The organism is Paenibacillus sp. AK002 (genome assembly GCF_053903045.1).
Genome location: NZ_CP096377.1, coordinates 5,586,453 through 5,602,019, shown reverse-complemented (window position 1 = coordinate 5,602,019; position 15,567 = coordinate 5,586,453). Strand labels below are relative to the sequence as shown.

Sequence of the window (15,567 nt, the reverse complement as noted above, 5' to 3'; positions counted from 1 at the left end):
TCGGCTGCAATTTCCTCCGGTTCGCCATTGATTTACCCCTTTGTAGCTGTGTCGTCGAACCCGCAAGTCATCAAGAATGCGGATGAGTAGGCTTCACCGGTTCATGACCGTTACTCAATGCTGATGAAGGATCTTAATCGATTATGTACCGGGTACATAAGAGGATGGAGAGATCGAATTAGGGTGGAACCACGGGTATAACACTCGTCCCTTCGCGGGACGGGTGTTTTTTGCATGTTCCGGTATCCTCCGCTGAAGTCCAGGCGGGCTTATGAACAGCCCAAGGCCTTGCTTCAAGGGGAGACTAACGCGTCCTTCATATATGGAAGAAACGTGAAAACTTTTTTGGGGAGGAATGCAAGGTGGCTATTAGCATTAAACTGCCTGACGGCTCCGTACGGGAGTATGAGGCTGGAAGCAATATCGAGGATGTGGCTGCGTCGATCAGCAGCGGACTGAGAAAGAATGCCGTTGCGGGAAAAATGGACGGGATCGTCGTGGATCTATCCACTCCGCTTCAGGACGGCGCGCTGATCGAAATCGTAACGCAGGATACGCCCGAAGGGCTTGAGGTGATGCGCCACAGTACAGCGCATTTGCTGGCTCAGGCAACCAAGCGTTTGTATGGACAGAAAGAAGTCAAGCTTGGCGTAGGGCCGGTCATCGAAGACGGCTTCTATTACGACATGGACCTGGAAGAGCCTTTGAATCCGGAGGATCTGCAGAAGATCGAGAAGGAAATGGAACGCATTATCGGCGAGAACCTCCCGATCGTTCGCAAGGAAGTGAGCCGTGCGGAAGCGCTGCGCATTTTCGGCGAGCTTGGCGATCCATACAAACTGGAGCTGATCAACGCCCTGCCGGAGGACAGCATCATCACGATTTACGAGCAGGGCGAATTCTTCGACCTTTGCCGTGGACCGCACGTCCCTTCAACCGGCAAGATCAAGGTGTTCAAGCTGATGAACGTAGCGGGCGCATACTGGCGCGGCGACAGCAAGAACAAAATGCTTCAGCGTGTTTACGGTACGGCGTTTGTGAAAAAAGCGCAGCTCGACGAGCATCTTCGCCTGCTGGAGGAAGCCAAAAAGCGCGACCATCGCAAACTGGGCAAGGAATTGCAAATGTTTACGTTCTCTCAGCTCGTTGGACAAGGCTTGCCGATCTGGCTGCCTAACGGCGCGAAACTGCGCCGTACCCTGGAGCGTTATATCGTGGACATGGAGGAACGCCTGGGTTACCAGCACGTGTACACCCCTGTACTCGGAAACGTGGAACTGTACAAAACCTCCGGTCACTGGGAGCACTATCAGGAAGACATGTTCCCGAAAATGGAAATGGACAACGAGGAGCTTGTCCTGCGTCCGATGAACTGCCCTCACCATATGATGGTATATAAGAGCGATATGCACAGCTACCGTGATCTGCCGATCCGCATTGCGGAGCTTGGCATGCAGCACCGCTACGAGATGTCCGGCGCACTGACCGGCCTGCATCGCGTGCGCGCGATGACGCTGAACGACTCGCATATTTTCTGCCGTCCGGATCAGATCAAGGAAGAGTTTGCCCGGGTCATTCAGCTGATCATGACGGTCTACAAGGACTTCGGCATTCACGACTATCGCTTCCGTCTGTCTTACCGGGATCCGCAGGATACCGAAAAGTACTTCCAAAACGACGAAATGTGGGAAATGTCCCAGCGCATGCTGCGTGAAGTAGTGGAGAGCCTGGACATGCCGTTCTATGAAGCGGAAGGCGAAGCTGCCTTCTACGGACCGAAGCTTGACGTTCAGATCCGCACGGCACTGGGCAAGGAAGAAACGCTGTCCACCGTTCAGCTCGACTTCCTGCTGCCTGAGCGCTTTGAGCTGGAATATGTCGGCGACGATGGCCAGAAGCACCGTCCTGTCGTCATCCACCGCGGGATTCTGGGCACCATGGAACGCTTTACGGCATTCTTGCTTGAGAATTTTGCAGGGGCGCTGCCGTTGTGGCTTTCCCCGGTACAGGTCAAAGTCATTCCGGTATCCAACGCCTTTGAAGACTACGCCAAGGAAGTGGCCGAGAAGCTTCAATTCGCCGGTATTTCCGTCGAACCGGATCTTCGCAACGAGAAGCTGGGCTACAAGATTCGCGAAGCACAGCTCGAGAAGATTCCATACATGTTCATCGTTGGCGAGAACGAGAAAAGTGCCGGAGCGGTTTCCGTCCGCAAGCGCGGCGAAGGGGATATCGGGGCCCAGCCGCTGGACGAAATCATCCTCAAGCTGCGTGAAGAAATTAACACCCATGTAGTTTAGTTTTGCCGTAAAAGTTAAGTAACCGAGGAAACATGCAGACCTCTGCCATGACGTATATTCTATTCGAGAAGTGGGAACCCTCGCTAGTAAGGGGGAGGTATTCACATGATCCAATGGAAAACATGGCAGAGGTTTTTTGCTGGTTTTATTTTATCAGCCATCTTGTTCAGCGCGAGCTCTACGGCAGTAGAGGCCCGCAATTTGATTCTAAGCGAATCCTACGAATCGACGGACACCCGAAATGTGTATGATCCGTCAGAGGAAATACATGGCTCCGATTACGTTGAGATGTCTCGCTTCTATGCGCTACGCGTGGTGGGTTTTAGTGATATGAATAGATATTTGGAGGTTCCAAGTACGGGGCCGAAGACCAGCGAGCCCGGCAAGAAACGCGAGTCCATGCCGGTGCTTGCCCCAAGGGAGGACCAGGTGCTGCATACGGTGAAGGTAACCGCTACGGGATACACGGCAGGTTACGAGTCGACCGGGAAGAAGCCGGGACATCCCCAGTATGGAATCACCTACTCCGGGGTGAAGGTCAAGCGGGATCGAAATACGCTGTCTACGATTGCCGCGGATCCTGATGTATTCCCGCTCGGCAGCATTCTCTATATTCCCGGCTATGGGTATGGGATCGTAGCGGATATCGGGTCAGCCATCAAGGGCCAGAAGATTGACCTCTATTTCTCCACCACCAAGCAGGTGTTTAAGGAGTGGGGGAAAAAGGACGTTGAGGTGCAGGTCATTAAAACCGGAAGCGGCAAATGCACGGAAGCCATGCTGAGAACCTTGGAGGACGCGATTGAGACCTATCGTTTCCTGCCTTCATCCGTGCTGGAGGAAGCCATTTAGGGTAATTTTGCTGCGCTTCTATGGCAGTAAACATTTAAGAATAATGACACCCTGTTCATCACATACTACTTTTCGGGGGCCAAACCCCTGAAGAGGATGATGGTATCGCAAATGAACAGGGAGGTGAATATTGTGGCTAAAAAGAACAAGGTGCAAGAGAACTTTAAAACACCTAACGAAAAGTTTAACGCTGAGTTTGCTGAAGAGACCAGCATCGCCAGCAACCCAAAAGGGAACTCCAAAGTACAGGAGAACTACAAAAAACCGAACGAGAAGTTTGACGCTGAGTTTGGCGATCTGAACACACCAGGGGACCATTCTGCAAACCGTTAAGGTGTAGATGTCAACGCCCGTTCGTGCAGCAATAAGACCTCCGCTTAAAGCGGAGGTCTTTTATTATGGAATCATATCCATTTATATCCAGGGACTCGGTCTCGAGACCGAGATCAACTTCATTCCACCGCCGCTAACCCGTTCATCGCAATATGTTGTACACTGTAATTAAGAAAAAATAGAACTGGAAGGCTAGGGGATGACCATGAGTAGAAAAGGATGGAGCCAGCTTAGCAATGGATTGCTGCTCATCGGCATTGGTGTGGTGTTTCTTCTAAATCAGCTCGATATTATACATGTGGACCTTGGTTATATATTCTCGACATTTTGGCCGGTGTTCATCATCTGGTTCGGGCTGCAAAGCTTGATTTATGCCCGTGGCGGAGCATTGTGGGGTTCGATCGTACCGATCGTGATCGGATCGTACTTTCTCGGAAGAAATCTGGACATGGTCCATTTCTCTTTCGGCGATTTGATCAAATACGCGATTCCGATCATCCTGATCGGGTACGGATTGCAGGTTATTTTCAAACCGAAGGATCATACGCCGCCGCCATCACCGCCAAGTCCGGATGATTTCGGCTCGCATCGTCGGGACGATTACGATATCCCGGAGCCGCCTGAAGCGCGTCCGCTGGAATCCTCCCTGGACGAAGAATTCGAGCGAAGATTCGGCAAGCCAGACAAGGCTGACAAGGCTTATGAAGAGCCGGAGTTCGAATCAAGGGACTCGCACGATTCAAGCAAAGGGTACCGCTGGCAGGGACAGCAGCATGAGCGCCCGCGCCAGGAACGACAGGACCGCAGCAAGTTCAGAGTTCATGTGGATTTTGACGATAACGGCAAAAGCTACGGCGACGGATCGGAATATAAGGACGAACACCACCATCATCAACATCAACATCAACATCAACATCACCAATCCTGGCATAGCCATGATACGGTGAACAAGTCCTCTTTTATCGGGGACGTGCACATGGGGAAGGATTATTTCCAGCTGAAGCCGACGAATATTTCGCAGTTCATCGGCGATACGGTACTGGATCTGACCAAAGCTCAAATCCCTTACGGCGAAACGAAAATCAACATCTCGGCGTTTATCGGGGATGTCAAGGTGTTCGTTCCGAACGATTCGGACGTCGGCATTCATGTCACGACCAATTCCTTCATCGGCGATATGAAGGTGCTTGAGGAATCCCGGAGCGGCTTTATGAGCAATGCCGGCCTGGAAAGCCCGCATTACAGGGAAGCGGGCAAGAAAATTCGAATTACCGTGAGCGTATTTATCGGTGACGTCAAAGTGAATAGGGTAGGTTAATCGATATGATGGGGATATTGAAAAATACCAAATGGGTGATATTGTTTTACTTTCTGTTGATCGGAGCCGGGGTTGCTGTTTTCCTGTACACAGCAAACCAATCCGGCTACATACATATTGAAGATAACCGGCTGTGGGTGTATTACACGGTCGGTGTACTTCTGTTTACGGGGATTGCGGGATACATCGCGGGACAGCGCATCCAGCGGCCGCTGGATCTGCTTCATCTGAACATGCTGCAGGTTGCCAAAGGAAATCTGAACGTACGGCTGCCTGCCATGGAGGACGGGTCTTTTGCCAGAGTGTACGATGAGTTTAACGGGATGACGGAAGCGCTGGAGAAGAAAATGAAGCTGCTGCAGCGCCTCGGCGAGCAGGATGTCATTGAGAAGGAGATTGCCGCGGAAGCCGCTGTCCTCGAGGAAAGGCGCCGGATGGCAAGGGATCTGCACGATACGGTCAGTCAGCAGCTGTTTGCGATCCACATGTCGGCTTCATCCCTTCCGGCGGTACTGAAGCGAAATCCGGAGCACGGGGACAAGGTGCTCGGCCAGTTGATCGAGATGTCCCATGTGGCGCAGAAGCAGATGCGGGCGCTGATTGCGCAGCTTCGACCCGTGGAGCTGGAAGGCAGAACCCTGGAAGAAGCACTGGAACGGTGGTTTCCGGATTACTGCCGCCAAAACGGCCTGAAGGGCATGAAGGATGTCGAGCTCTACGGCGGGGTATCGGATGCGATTGAGCATCAGCTCTTCCTGATCATCCAGGAAGCGGTGGCTAATATCGTGAAGCATGCCGGTGCGGGCCTTGTCAGCATGTCGCTTCGCGAGGACCAGAAACGCGTGATTTTAAGCATCAGCGATGACGGTGTCGGCTTTGACGAGGTGGCAGGCAAGCAGGGATCGTACGGGCTGTCGACGATGCGCGAACGGGCCGAAAAGCTTGGCGGACAGGTCGATATTATAAGCAAGAAGGGCGCGGGAACGACGGTGCGCGTGAATATTCCGTTATTTGAGGCCGAGGGCAATACCGGAGCGGCGGAGGAAGAGAACAAGGATGAGGAAGTGCTGGCTGAGCCAGTGGAATAGAGAGGGGACAACAATCATTATGGGTACGATTCGGATATTGCTGGCTGATGATCATGATATGGTTCGCATGGGGTTAAAAACATATTTATCGTTGGATCCGGGGTTTGAAGTGATCGGAGAAGCAGCGAATGGCCAAGAGGTCGTTGATATGCTGAGAAACGGGGAGGAGGCCGACCGGCCGGATCTCATTCTAATGGACCTGATGATGCCGGTGATGAACGGGGCGGAGACCACGCGCGCGGTTATGTCCGAATTCCCGGATCAGAAGATCGTGATTCTGACCAGCTTTCTCGAAGACGAGCTTGTGGTCGAGTGCATTGAGGCGGGGGCAGTCAGCTACGTGCTAAAGACGGTTTCGGCTGACGAGCTCATTTACGCCCTTCAGGGAGCGTTCCGGGGCATGCCGGTCATGACCAAAGACGTGTCGGAAGCACTCACCAGGGGAATCCGCCGGCATATGGTGAACGGGGATGAATCCGGGCTTACCGAGCGGGAGAAGGAAGTGCTGCTCCTGATTGCCGAAGGCAAGAGCAACAAAGAGATCGGCGAAGAGCTGCATATCAGCATCAAGACGGTTAAAACCCATGTCAGCAATCTGCTGATGAAGTGCGAGCTGGAGGACCGGACGCAATTGGCGATTTATGCCCACCGGAAGGGCTGGGTCAAAATATAGCAATATGTTCTTTTGGTGAGGTATGACCGGGAAGCGTCCCGGTTTTCTTTTTATCTGCCTTTTAATTGTTTTTAAGGTACTATTAAGGTTTATAGTACACAATAAGAACAGTTAATCAATTAGACCACTTGGAAGCAAGTGATTTTAATAGGAGGTAGACCAATGGACGACCAAAGAAAGCGTTACGGGTACCCGGATGATGAGGGAATGAACAGCGAAGCGAATAACAATGAAGCAACGAGACGTGAGGAAGCATCCACGGAGAATTCTTCTTATTACTATTCTTACGGACCGTTCCAGTCCATATCGAGTAACCGCGACGATGAGAAAACGGAACGGCCTTACCAGAGCCGGGAACCTCAGGAGGTGGAGGTTACCGCTCCGCAGCCCGTAAAACCGATTCCATCCTCCAGTTTCTCGCAGGCCCATTCCTCCGGAAGCCAGGGCGGCGGGGGGCCTGTGGATTCCATGAAAAGAAACAAAGAGTGGAACTACAGCCAGAAGCCCAAAAATTCCGTCAAGACCGTGCTATTGTCTTTCTTGGCAGGCGTCCTCGTCATTTCGAGCCTGATGTTTGCCGCTGACCGAACGAATCTGTTTACGCCGGATGCGGCGTACTCATCGGAGCCAGCCCAAGAAACTTCGGCTAACGTCGAGGATAACGGCGGAGATAACGGCGGAGCTACTACCGCATCAGCGATGATTCCATCGAATCCTGGCGACGTATCGGCAGTGGTGGATCAGGCGAGTCCGGCCGTCGTGCTGATCGAGACGCTTGTAAACAGCAGCAATAGACAAAGCACGAATCCGAATATGAACGATCCGTTCTGGTACTTCTTCGGCGGCGGTCAATCGAGCCAGGAAGGCAATGGCGGAAACAGCGGAAACGGTGGAAGCAGCAACAACGGAGGTCAGGAATCCCAGCTTCAGCCTTCAGGCATCGGCTCGGGTTTCATCTTTGAGAAGTCGGGATACATCTTGACGAACGAGCATGTGATCCATGGCGCAGATGTGATCCAAGTGACGGTACAGGGTACCAAAAAGCCTTATGAAGCGAAGCTGCTCGGTTCCAGCTATGAGCTTGATTTAGCCGTTTTGAAAATCGAAGGGGCGGATTTCCCTTCAGTACAGCTAGGTGACTCCGACTCGCTGAAGGTTGGTGAATGGCTTGTTGCCATCGGGAACCCGCACGGTTTTGAACACACGGTTACCGCTGGTGTACTTAGCTCGAAGGAACGCGAGATCGATATTCAAGGCACGAACGGCGAACAAGACCGCAATTATGAACACCTTCTCCAGACCGATGCTTCGATTAATCCGGGTAACTCCGGCGGGCCGCTTCTCAATCTGAAGGGCGAGGTTATCGGAATGAACGTAGCCGTCAGTGCGGAAGCACAAGGGATCGGATTTGCGATTCCGTCCAGCACGATTAAGGAAGTTGTGGAATACCTGAAAAACAACGAGGAAGTGCCGAAAGAGCCGGTTCCGTTCATCGGGGCCAGCCTGGGAACGGTCACTCCGCAAATTGCCCAATCCCTGGGTACGGACGTGAAGGAAGGTTCTTACGTTGACAGCGTCGTGTTCCGTTCGCCGGCTTATGAAGCGGACCTGCGCCAATATGATATTATTGTGGGTGTGGATGGTACCAAATATCCGACCGCGCAGGACCTGATTGAATTGATTCAATCGAAGAAGGTAGGAGACAAAATCACGCTGAATGTGGTTCGTAACGGCAAGAACATGGACCTAGCGCTAACGATCGGCGACAAGAACGATTTTGATCTAACCCAACAGCAGCAACAACGGCAACAGCAGCCGTAACCCTGGATAGGCGTGACAACAAGCGGAAGGGACCGTTCCCTTCCGCTTGTCTTGTCCTTGAGGCGACCGATATAATGGGATTGTAACGTCGTACTAAATATAACGCTAAGAAGATAGAGGAGATGCCGCTATGCGATCCCGGATTTTGATTGTAGACGATGATGAGAAGATTATTTCCATGCTGCGCAGAGGGCTTGCGTTTGAGGGCTATGACGTCCTGACCGCATCCAACGGAGCAGAAGGATTGAAAGTGATATTGAGTGAGGACCCGGATGTCGTCGTTCTGGACGTAATGATGCCTCAGGTCGATGGATTTGAAGCGCTGCGCAGACTCCGGGAGGGCGGAAGCACGATACCGGTGCTGATGCTGACGGCAAAGGATGAGGTGGAGAACCGGGTAAAGGGGCTGGATACCGGAGCGGATGATTATCTGGTCAAACCCTTTGCGCTGGAGGAGCTGCTTGCCCGCGTCCGGGCTTTGCTGCGCCGTAAAACCGGAGATGATACCTCGAACCACCGACTGACCTTTGATGATCTCGTGATGGATACGGATGCGAGGGAAGTCATTCGAGGCGGGCAGAGACTGGAGCTCACTGCCAAGGAATTCGAGCTGCTGCACCTGTTTATGCAAAACCCGAAGCGGGTGCTGTCCCGCGATTTGATTATGGATAAAATATGGGGCTATGACTACAGCGGGGAGTCGAACGTGCTGGAGGTTTATATCGCCATGCTCCGGCAGAAGACCGAGGAACATGGAGGTAAACGGCTGATCCAGACGATCCGCGGAGCCGGCTATATTTTAAGAGGAGATAACTAGCATGTCCATTCGGTTAAGACTGACAGCATGGTATACCGGCATTTTGTTCGTGACACTGCTGATATTCAGTTCGGCGGTGTATGGCTTTGTCCATTTGTATACGTATGAGGAGTTGAAGCAGCGGATTGTCCAAGAAGTCAATAAAATTGGTGTGACATCTGATGCAGTGTCATTACTACCTGACCGTTCTTCCACTATAAATATGGAAGCAGCTGACTTATACGTACAGCTGTATACATTCTATAATGGAGCTGTTTGGAGATCCGGCAATATGGAGTTTAGCGGCTTGAGGTTTGAGAATCCAACCGTTGAAAGAGCATTAAATACTACCAAAAACGAATTTAAACGGTTTACGGTAAAAGGTAATTCATTCCTATTATTTGAGGCACCCGTATTTGAAGAAAGGACGGGTAAACTTTACGGTTGGCTACAAGTCGGGGCAAACACACGCACCATCGAGCAAACCCTGGACAGACTTCAATCCATCCTCATCATGGGCTCGGCAGCGACACTCGTGATCGCATCAACATTAGGTTTATTCCTGGCCCGGAAATCCATGAAACCGATCGGCAAGGTTACGGAGGCAGCGGAGCAGATCCAAAAAGGCACCGACCTTAGCGTACGGATCGAATACGACGGGCCGGAGGACGAGATCGGTCAGCTTATCGGCACGTTTAACGGGATGCTTGAGAGGACGGAGAGCTTCTATAAAGAGCTTGAGGATGCCTATGCGGCGCAGCGGCGCTTCGTATCGGACGCTTCCCATGAACTTCGGACCCCGCTGACTACCATCCGGGGCAATGTGGATCTTTTGCAGAAAATGTGGACGGTAGCTCCCGGCGAGAGAGCGGATATGGATGAGGAAATGATCAAGGAGATTTCGGTTGAAGCGGTAGGCGATATATCCGATGAAGCGAAGCGGATGAGCCGGCTGGTGAACGATATGCTGTCTCTGGCGCGGGCCGATACCGGCCAGACGTTTGAGCTGGACCCGGTGCCGCTCCAGCCTTTGGTTGAAGAGGTTGCACGGCGCGCTCATTTCCTGGAGAAAACCGCAGAATGGCATGTCGGAGAGCTGTCTGTCCTGAACGGTGTTTATGTGGAAGGAAATAAGGATTATTTGCAGCAGATGCTGTTCATTTTTATCGAGAATGCGTTCAAGTACACGCCTGAGGGCGAGGTTAGTCTGGATGTTGTTCTGTACAAGGGTCAGGTAGGCTTGCGGATTTCGGATACGGGAATCGGTATGGATAAGGATGAGGTTCCGTTCATATTCGAACGCTTCTACCGTGCGGATCAATCGAGAGGCATCACGAGCGGAACCGGACTCGGGCTGTCCATCGCCAAATGGATCATCGATGAGCATAAGGGCTCTGTCGAGGTCGTTACCCGAAGAGGGGAAGGCAGCACCTTTATCGTCTGGCTCCCCGTCGTCTTTGCTCCTCCCCTGGAATAGGGTATAATAGACTAGATCGCTTATGGATTACTACGGAAAGCAGGTGGGGATCATCGAAGTCTTGAAAATATCACCGAGAGGTTATTGTTACGGTGTCGTCGACGCCATGGTCTTGGCGCGTCAGGCGGCGCAGAATCTGGATCTTCCTCGGCCTATTTATATATTGGGCATGATTGTGCATAACAGTCATGTCACGCAATCCTTTGAGGACGAAGGCATCATTACCCTGGACGGTCCGAATCGGATGGAAATTCTGAGCCAGGTGGAGAGCGGAACCGTAATCTTTACCGCACACGGGGTCTCTCCCGAAGTGCGCAAGCTTGCACGGGATAAAGGGTTGACCACGCTCGACGCCACTTGCCCGGATGTGACGAAAACCCATGATTTGATCCGGGATAAGGCAGCTGACGGTTATGAGATCATTTACATCGGGAAGAAGGGGCATCCCGAGCCGGAAGGGGCGATCGGGATCGCACCGGAACATGTGCATCTGATCGAGAAGGAAGAAGAAATTGAACAGCTTCAGGTGAATTCGTCCCGAATCATCATCACGAACCAGACCACGATGAGTCAATGGGACATCAAGCATATCATGAAGAGTCTGCTCGATAAATTCCCGGGTGCGGAGATTCATAATGAAATTTGTCTTGCAACGCAGGTGCGTCAGGAAGCGGTAGCCGAACAAGCCGGTCAGGCGGATTTAGTTATCGTGGTAGGAGATCCTCGCAGCAATAACTCGAACCGTCTTGCGCAGGTATCCGAAGAGATAGCAGGAGTACCGGCCCACCGTATTGGCGATGTGACGGAACTCAAGCGCGAATGGCTTGAAGGAGTAGGCAAAGTGGCAGTTACATCAGGGGCATCAACACCGACTCCGATCACGAAGGAAGTCATCGCCTATTTGGAACAGTATGAACATGATCAGCCGGAAACTTGGGAGATCAAGCGTACGGTGAATATGAGTAAATTGCTTCCGCCTGTTCGGGTGAAGAGCAAATCATAATTAATGCCATCAGAAGCTTATTTTTCAGACCCATCGCAATGATGTTTGCGGTGGGTCTTTTTACGTTTATGGAAAGCAATCGCACCTATCATTTCACCCTCGCAAATATTCCATGCCGTGTAAGCGTTTCAATTCTCGATTGAATACTATCATTTTTCGTTGAATAGGCAAATGTTTATATTCGATCGTTTATTCTAAAATGTTAGACATCAGGTAAACTTCATGGCATAGAACACACGGGGGGTTGGACATGGCGCAAATATCCGTAGAACAGGAACCTGTTCCGAAACGGAAGAAGGAAAGCTTATTGCTTCGCTTTGCTAAACAATGGGATATACAGTTAATGGTGCTTCCTGCACTGGCACTCGTTTTTGTGTTTAGCTACATACCGATGTACGGTATTTTAATGGCTTTCCAAGACTTTAACATTTTCAAGGGGATGGGCGACAGCCCGTGGGCCGGATTCAAGCATTTCGAAATGTTTTTTGAATCGCCGGAATTTATGACGGTCATGAGAAACACGATCGTCATCAGTTTGCTCAAGTTTCTTATTGGATTTCCGGCACCGATTCTGCTGGCGCTTATGCTGAACGAAGTTCGGCATATGTTCTTCAAGAGACTGGTGCAAACGGTCAGTTATCTTCCGCACTTTCTGTCCTGGGTTATCGTCTCAGGCTTTGCGATTTCGCTCTTATCAACGGATAACGGCAGCGTAAACATTTTGCTGCAGAAGCTGAATTTGATCGAAGAGCCGATCAACTTCCTGTCGCTACCGGAATATTTCTGGGGAATTCTCGTAACGACAGGGGTATGGAAAGAGATTGGATTCTCCTCCATCGTATACTTGGCGGCGGTTGCCGGGGTTGACCCCCATATGTATGAAGCGGCTGACATGGATGGCGCAAGCAAATTCAGGCAGATCTTCACGATTACGCTTCCATCGATCATGCCGGTCGTCGTTATTTTCATGATTCTTGCCATTGGTAACTTGCTGACTGCAGGCTTCGAAGACATCTTGCTCTTGGCTAAGAACCCGGTATTGCGAGAGGTATCCGACGTTATCGACACATATGTCTATCGAATAGGTATCGAAAACTCCCGATTCTCATATGCAACGGCCGTAGGCTTGTTTAAAGCGGTGATCAGCGTCATGCTTCTGACGATTGCCAACTTGATTGCACGCAAATCAGGAAACAGCTTATGGTAAGAGATCATTATGAGGAAGGGAGCGGGTAATAGTGGTACGTCTAGCATTTGGTGACAAAGTGATGATGGTCATCATTTATATCTTCTTGGCATTCTTGGCCTTTGTAACGTTTTATCCGTTTTGGAACGGACTAGTCATTTCATTTAACTCTGGTTCAGATACGGCAATGGGGGGCGTTACCTTCTGGCCCCGTGATTTTACGCTTGAGAATTACGGCATCGTGTTTCAGGATAACCGGTTGCTGAATGGTTTCAAGATTTCGGTGCTTCGTACCGTGATCGGAACGATTTCCTCCATATTGGTAACCTCCATCTTCGCTTACGGGATGACCAAGAGGGAACTGATCGGCCGCAAATACTACATGATTATGTGTATCGTAACGATGTATTTCGGCGGCGGCTTGATTCCGACTTTCATGCTCGTTCGCGGTTTGGGTCTGATGGATTCCTTCTGGGTGTTCATTATCCCGAGTTTGGTAAGCGTGTGGAACATGATCATCTTCCGGACATTCTTCAACGGCCTCCCAAGCGGTCTTGAAGAGTCCGCCAAAATCGACGGCTGCGGCAACTGGGGCATTTTCTTTAAGATCATTCTGCCTCTGTCCGGTCCGGTCATCGCAACATTATCGTTGTTTACGGCGGTTTCCCATTGGAATGAATGGTTCTTGCCGAGTATCTACATCAATAACGAGAACTTGCTTCCGATTCAGACCATGCTTCGTCAAATATTGAACTCCAATATTATGTCTGAACAGATGAGCAACCTGGATTCCGCTTCGCAGGCGGTGCTCTCCCGGATGCAAAGCGTAACCTCCAAGTCGTTGTCCATGGCAACCATGATGGTGGCAACGCTTCCGATTATTATGGTGTATCCATTCGTACAGAAGCACTTCGTTAAAGGTGTTCTGGTAGGTTCCCTGAAAGAGTAGGGAAAACAATGCGTGTTGTTTGAAGCCTTAAGCTTTAGACATAAATATCAAGTGTAAAAACGAAAGGGGAAATTAGAGAATGAGGTTGAGAAAGAAATCGCTGGCCACGTCCATGACAGCTTTGCTTGCGGCAGCGCTGATGCTTTCTGCATGCGGCGGCGGCGGTGGAACCAAGACTGCTGATCCGGCGCCTGCAGGCGAAAACGGAACCAGCACGCCTCCAACGGAGGCATCCGACAAGTTTGTGCTTGGCGAAACACCGCTTGAGTTCAGTTTCTACGGCCATTATAACGAGTACACCATGCCGCCATGGGGACAAGACGAATCTTCGAAATGGATTAAAGAGAACAAGAAGGTAACCGTCAACGCGATCCATTCGCAAGGTAACGCACAGCAAAAATTCAATACCATGATCGCATCCACGGAGCTTCCGGATGTGATGTGGATGGACCGTGGTCCGGACGTAGAGAAGCTGCGTCAAGCCGATATGCTCGTACCTTTCGATGAATATCTTGATAAATATCCTAACCTGAAAGAGTGGATGGGCGACGAAGGTCTGAACATGCTTCGCTCTCCGGACGGCAAGCTGTATCAGTTCCCGAACTGGTATACGAACCAACCGAACGGTAATGCAGGTTATGTTGTAAACAAGAAGATTTACAAAGAGCTTGGCGAGCCTAAGCTGGAAACGACGGATGATCTGTATGAATACCTGAAAGCCGTCAAAGCGAAATACGGCGATCAAGTGGTTCCTTATGAGCCGCACGTACAAGGTCAAGGTATCGAGGTGCTGTACTCTGCATTTGCAGAAAACGCTCTGACTCGTTGGATCAGCATCCGCGGTGTGCCTAACGGTGATAAGCTGACTTCGATCTTTACGGATCCGATTTTCCGCGAGTCGATGCAGTATTCCGCGAAGCTGTTCCGCGAGAAATTGATTTCTCAGGATGCCATGACCCAAACGGCTGACCAAGTAAAAGAAAAAGTGAACACGGGACGCGTTGCTGTGTATGCCGCTTCGAGCCCGACGGAAAATGCAATGAATGCCCACGCTGAATTGACGGCGAAGGATCCGGAAGCCGGTTACTTCATGATCTGGCCGATTCACAAGGAAGGTCTGGACAAGAACAAGATCTTCCCTGGTACTTATACGCAATTGGGTTGGAACGTAAGCGTAATTACGAAATCCGCTAAAGATCCCGAAGCGATTTTCGCATTCTTGGATTGGTACACAGGTCCTGAAGGCCAAAGCGTTCTCATGTGGGGGCCTCCAGGAGGATATTGGGACGGATTTGAAGAGGATGGCGTAACACCGAAGTTCACCGAGAAATATGTAACGGATGCTGCCGGTCTCGGCAAGTTGCAAGCCATCACAACGAATCTTCACTGGAATGGTAACACCGTGTTTGTTGATACAGCGAAAGCGAAATACGAGAGCACGTTGCCGGAAGAGCAGCGCAACTGGTCCACTCGCTGGCAATATGAAATCACTTGGAAAACTCAAGCCAATGCTACGGAGTACATTAACCTCGATCCGGCTCCGGACAGCGAGGAAGGAATTATCCGTCAACGCGTAGAAGATATCTTTACGGAATCCAGAGCGAAAGCCCTGTACGCGAAGGATGATGCCGAAGTATTGGCAATCCTCGACAAGGCTGAGGCCGATGCTCAATCTGCAGGATACGATAAGCTGCTTGCATTCAAAACAACGAAATGGCAAGAAAACGTTACGAAAATGAAAGGCCAATAATAATTTTTGCTTAAACCAAGA

At 50.9% G+C, this 15,567-nt stretch carries 13 protein-coding genes; all 13 read left to right on the top strand.

Features of this window, described 5'->3' with window-relative positions; all coding sequences use genetic code 11:
• Positions 1 to 362 precede the first annotated feature (362 nt).
• The 13 genes from thrS (at position 363) to M1D70_RS24905 (ending at position 15,546) form a co-directional block, all read left to right on the top strand.
• The gene (gene thrS, locus M1D70_RS24965; protein ID WP_009594316.1) at positions 363 to 2,300 is read left to right on the top strand and encodes a threonine--tRNA ligase; all 1,938 of its coding nucleotides are present in this window, start codon (positions 363 to 365) and stop codon (positions 2,298 to 2,300) included.
• A gap of 105 nt (positions 2,301 to 2,405) precedes the next feature.
• Positions 2,406 to 3,152 carry a 3D domain-containing protein gene (locus M1D70_RS24960; protein ID WP_456288256.1) on the top strand — a complete coding sequence of 249 codons (747 nt, stop codon included), beginning with the start codon at positions 2,406 to 2,408 and terminating at the stop codon, positions 3,150 to 3,152.
• A 132-nt stretch (positions 3,153 to 3,284) separates the two neighbouring features.
• Positions 3,285 to 3,485 carry a hypothetical protein gene (locus M1D70_RS24955; RefSeq protein ID WP_009594314.1) on the top strand — a complete coding sequence of 67 codons (201 nt, stop codon included), beginning with the start codon at positions 3,285 to 3,287 and terminating at the stop codon, positions 3,483 to 3,485.
• 199 nt (positions 3,486 to 3,684) lie between these two features.
• The gene (gene liaF / locus M1D70_RS24950; protein WP_456288255.1) at positions 3,685 to 4,803 is read left to right on the top strand and encodes a cell wall-active antibiotics response protein LiaF; all 1,119 of its coding nucleotides are present in this window, start codon (positions 3,685 to 3,687) and stop codon (positions 4,801 to 4,803) included.
• Positions 4,804 to 4,808: 5 nt separating this feature from the next.
• Positions 4,809 to 5,891 (top strand): sensor histidine kinase, encoded by a 1,083-nt coding sequence (locus tag M1D70_RS24945; RefSeq protein ID WP_009594296.1) that lies wholly within the window; start codon positions 4,809 to 4,811, stop codon positions 5,889 to 5,891.
• Positions 5,892 to 5,910: 19 nt separating this feature from the next.
• Positions 5,911 to 6,564: a response regulator gene (locus M1D70_RS24940; protein WP_009594299.1), complete on the top strand. Its 654-nt coding sequence runs from the start codon at positions 5,911 to 5,913 to the stop codon at positions 6,562 to 6,564.
• 162 nt (positions 6,565 to 6,726) lie between these two features.
• Positions 6,727 to 8,385 (top strand): S1C family serine protease, encoded by a 1,659-nt coding sequence (locus M1D70_RS24935; RefSeq protein ID WP_009594315.1) that lies wholly within the window; start codon positions 6,727 to 6,729, stop codon positions 8,383 to 8,385.
• Between the two features lie 130 nt (positions 8,386 to 8,515).
• Positions 8,516 to 9,202, top strand: coding sequence for a response regulator transcription factor (locus M1D70_RS24930; protein WP_456288254.1), 687 nt, complete (start codon positions 8,516 to 8,518; stop codon positions 9,200 to 9,202).
• Between the two features lies 1 nt (position 9,203).
• Positions 9,204 to 10,658, top strand: coding sequence for a sensor histidine kinase (locus M1D70_RS24925; protein WP_456288253.1), 1,455 nt, complete (start codon positions 9,204 to 9,206; stop codon positions 10,656 to 10,658).
• 52 nt (positions 10,659 to 10,710) lie between these two features.
• Positions 10,711 to 11,661, top strand: coding sequence for a 4-hydroxy-3-methylbut-2-enyl diphosphate reductase (locus M1D70_RS24920; RefSeq protein WP_456290498.1), 951 nt, complete (start codon positions 10,711 to 10,713; stop codon positions 11,659 to 11,661).
• 250 nt (positions 11,662 to 11,911) lie between these two features.
• Positions 11,912 to 12,868, top strand: a complete 957-nt coding sequence (locus M1D70_RS24915) for an ABC transporter permease (RefSeq protein ID WP_009594311.1) — start codon at positions 11,912 to 11,914, stop codon at positions 12,866 to 12,868.
• Between the two features lie 31 nt (positions 12,869 to 12,899).
• Positions 12,900 to 13,796, top strand: a complete 897-nt coding sequence (locus M1D70_RS24910) for a carbohydrate ABC transporter permease (RefSeq protein WP_009594306.1) — start codon at positions 12,900 to 12,902, stop codon at positions 13,794 to 13,796.
• A gap of 79 nt (positions 13,797 to 13,875) precedes the next feature.
• Complete coding sequence (locus tag M1D70_RS24905) at positions 13,876 to 15,546, top strand: extracellular solute-binding protein (protein WP_456288252.1); 1,671 nt, start codon at positions 13,876 to 13,878, stop codon at positions 15,544 to 15,546.
• Positions 15,547 to 15,567 lie beyond the last annotated feature (21 nt).

What these genes read in the sequence shown, in the direction of transcription:
- M1D70_RS24960 (WP_456288256.1), top strand. Translation starts at nt 2,406, where the DNA reads ATGATCCAATGGAAAACATGGCAGAGGTTTTTTGCTGGTTTTATTTTA.
- liaF (WP_456288255.1), top strand. Translation starts at nt 3,685, where the DNA reads ATGACCATGAGTAGAAAAGGATGGAGCCAGCTTAGCAATGGATTGCTG.
- M1D70_RS24945 (WP_009594296.1), top strand. Translation starts at nt 4,809, where the DNA reads ATGATGGGGATATTGAAAAATACCAAATGGGTGATATTGTTTTACTTT.
- M1D70_RS24940 (WP_009594299.1), top strand. Translation starts at nt 5,911, where the DNA reads ATGGGTACGATTCGGATATTGCTGGCTGATGATCATGATATGGTTCGC.
- M1D70_RS24935 (WP_009594315.1), top strand. Translation starts at nt 6,727, where the DNA reads ATGGACGACCAAAGAAAGCGTTACGGGTACCCGGATGATGAGGGAATG.
- M1D70_RS24930 (WP_456288254.1), top strand. Translation starts at nt 8,516, where the DNA reads ATGCGATCCCGGATTTTGATTGTAGACGATGATGAGAAGATTATTTCC.
- M1D70_RS24925 (WP_456288253.1), top strand. Translation starts at nt 9,204, where the DNA reads ATGTCCATTCGGTTAAGACTGACAGCATGGTATACCGGCATTTTGTTC.
- M1D70_RS24915 (WP_009594311.1), top strand. Translation starts at nt 11,912, where the DNA reads ATGGCGCAAATATCCGTAGAACAGGAACCTGTTCCGAAACGGAAGAAG.
- M1D70_RS24905 (WP_456288252.1), top strand. Translation starts at nt 13,876, where the DNA reads ATGAGGTTGAGAAAGAAATCGCTGGCCACGTCCATGACAGCTTTGCTT.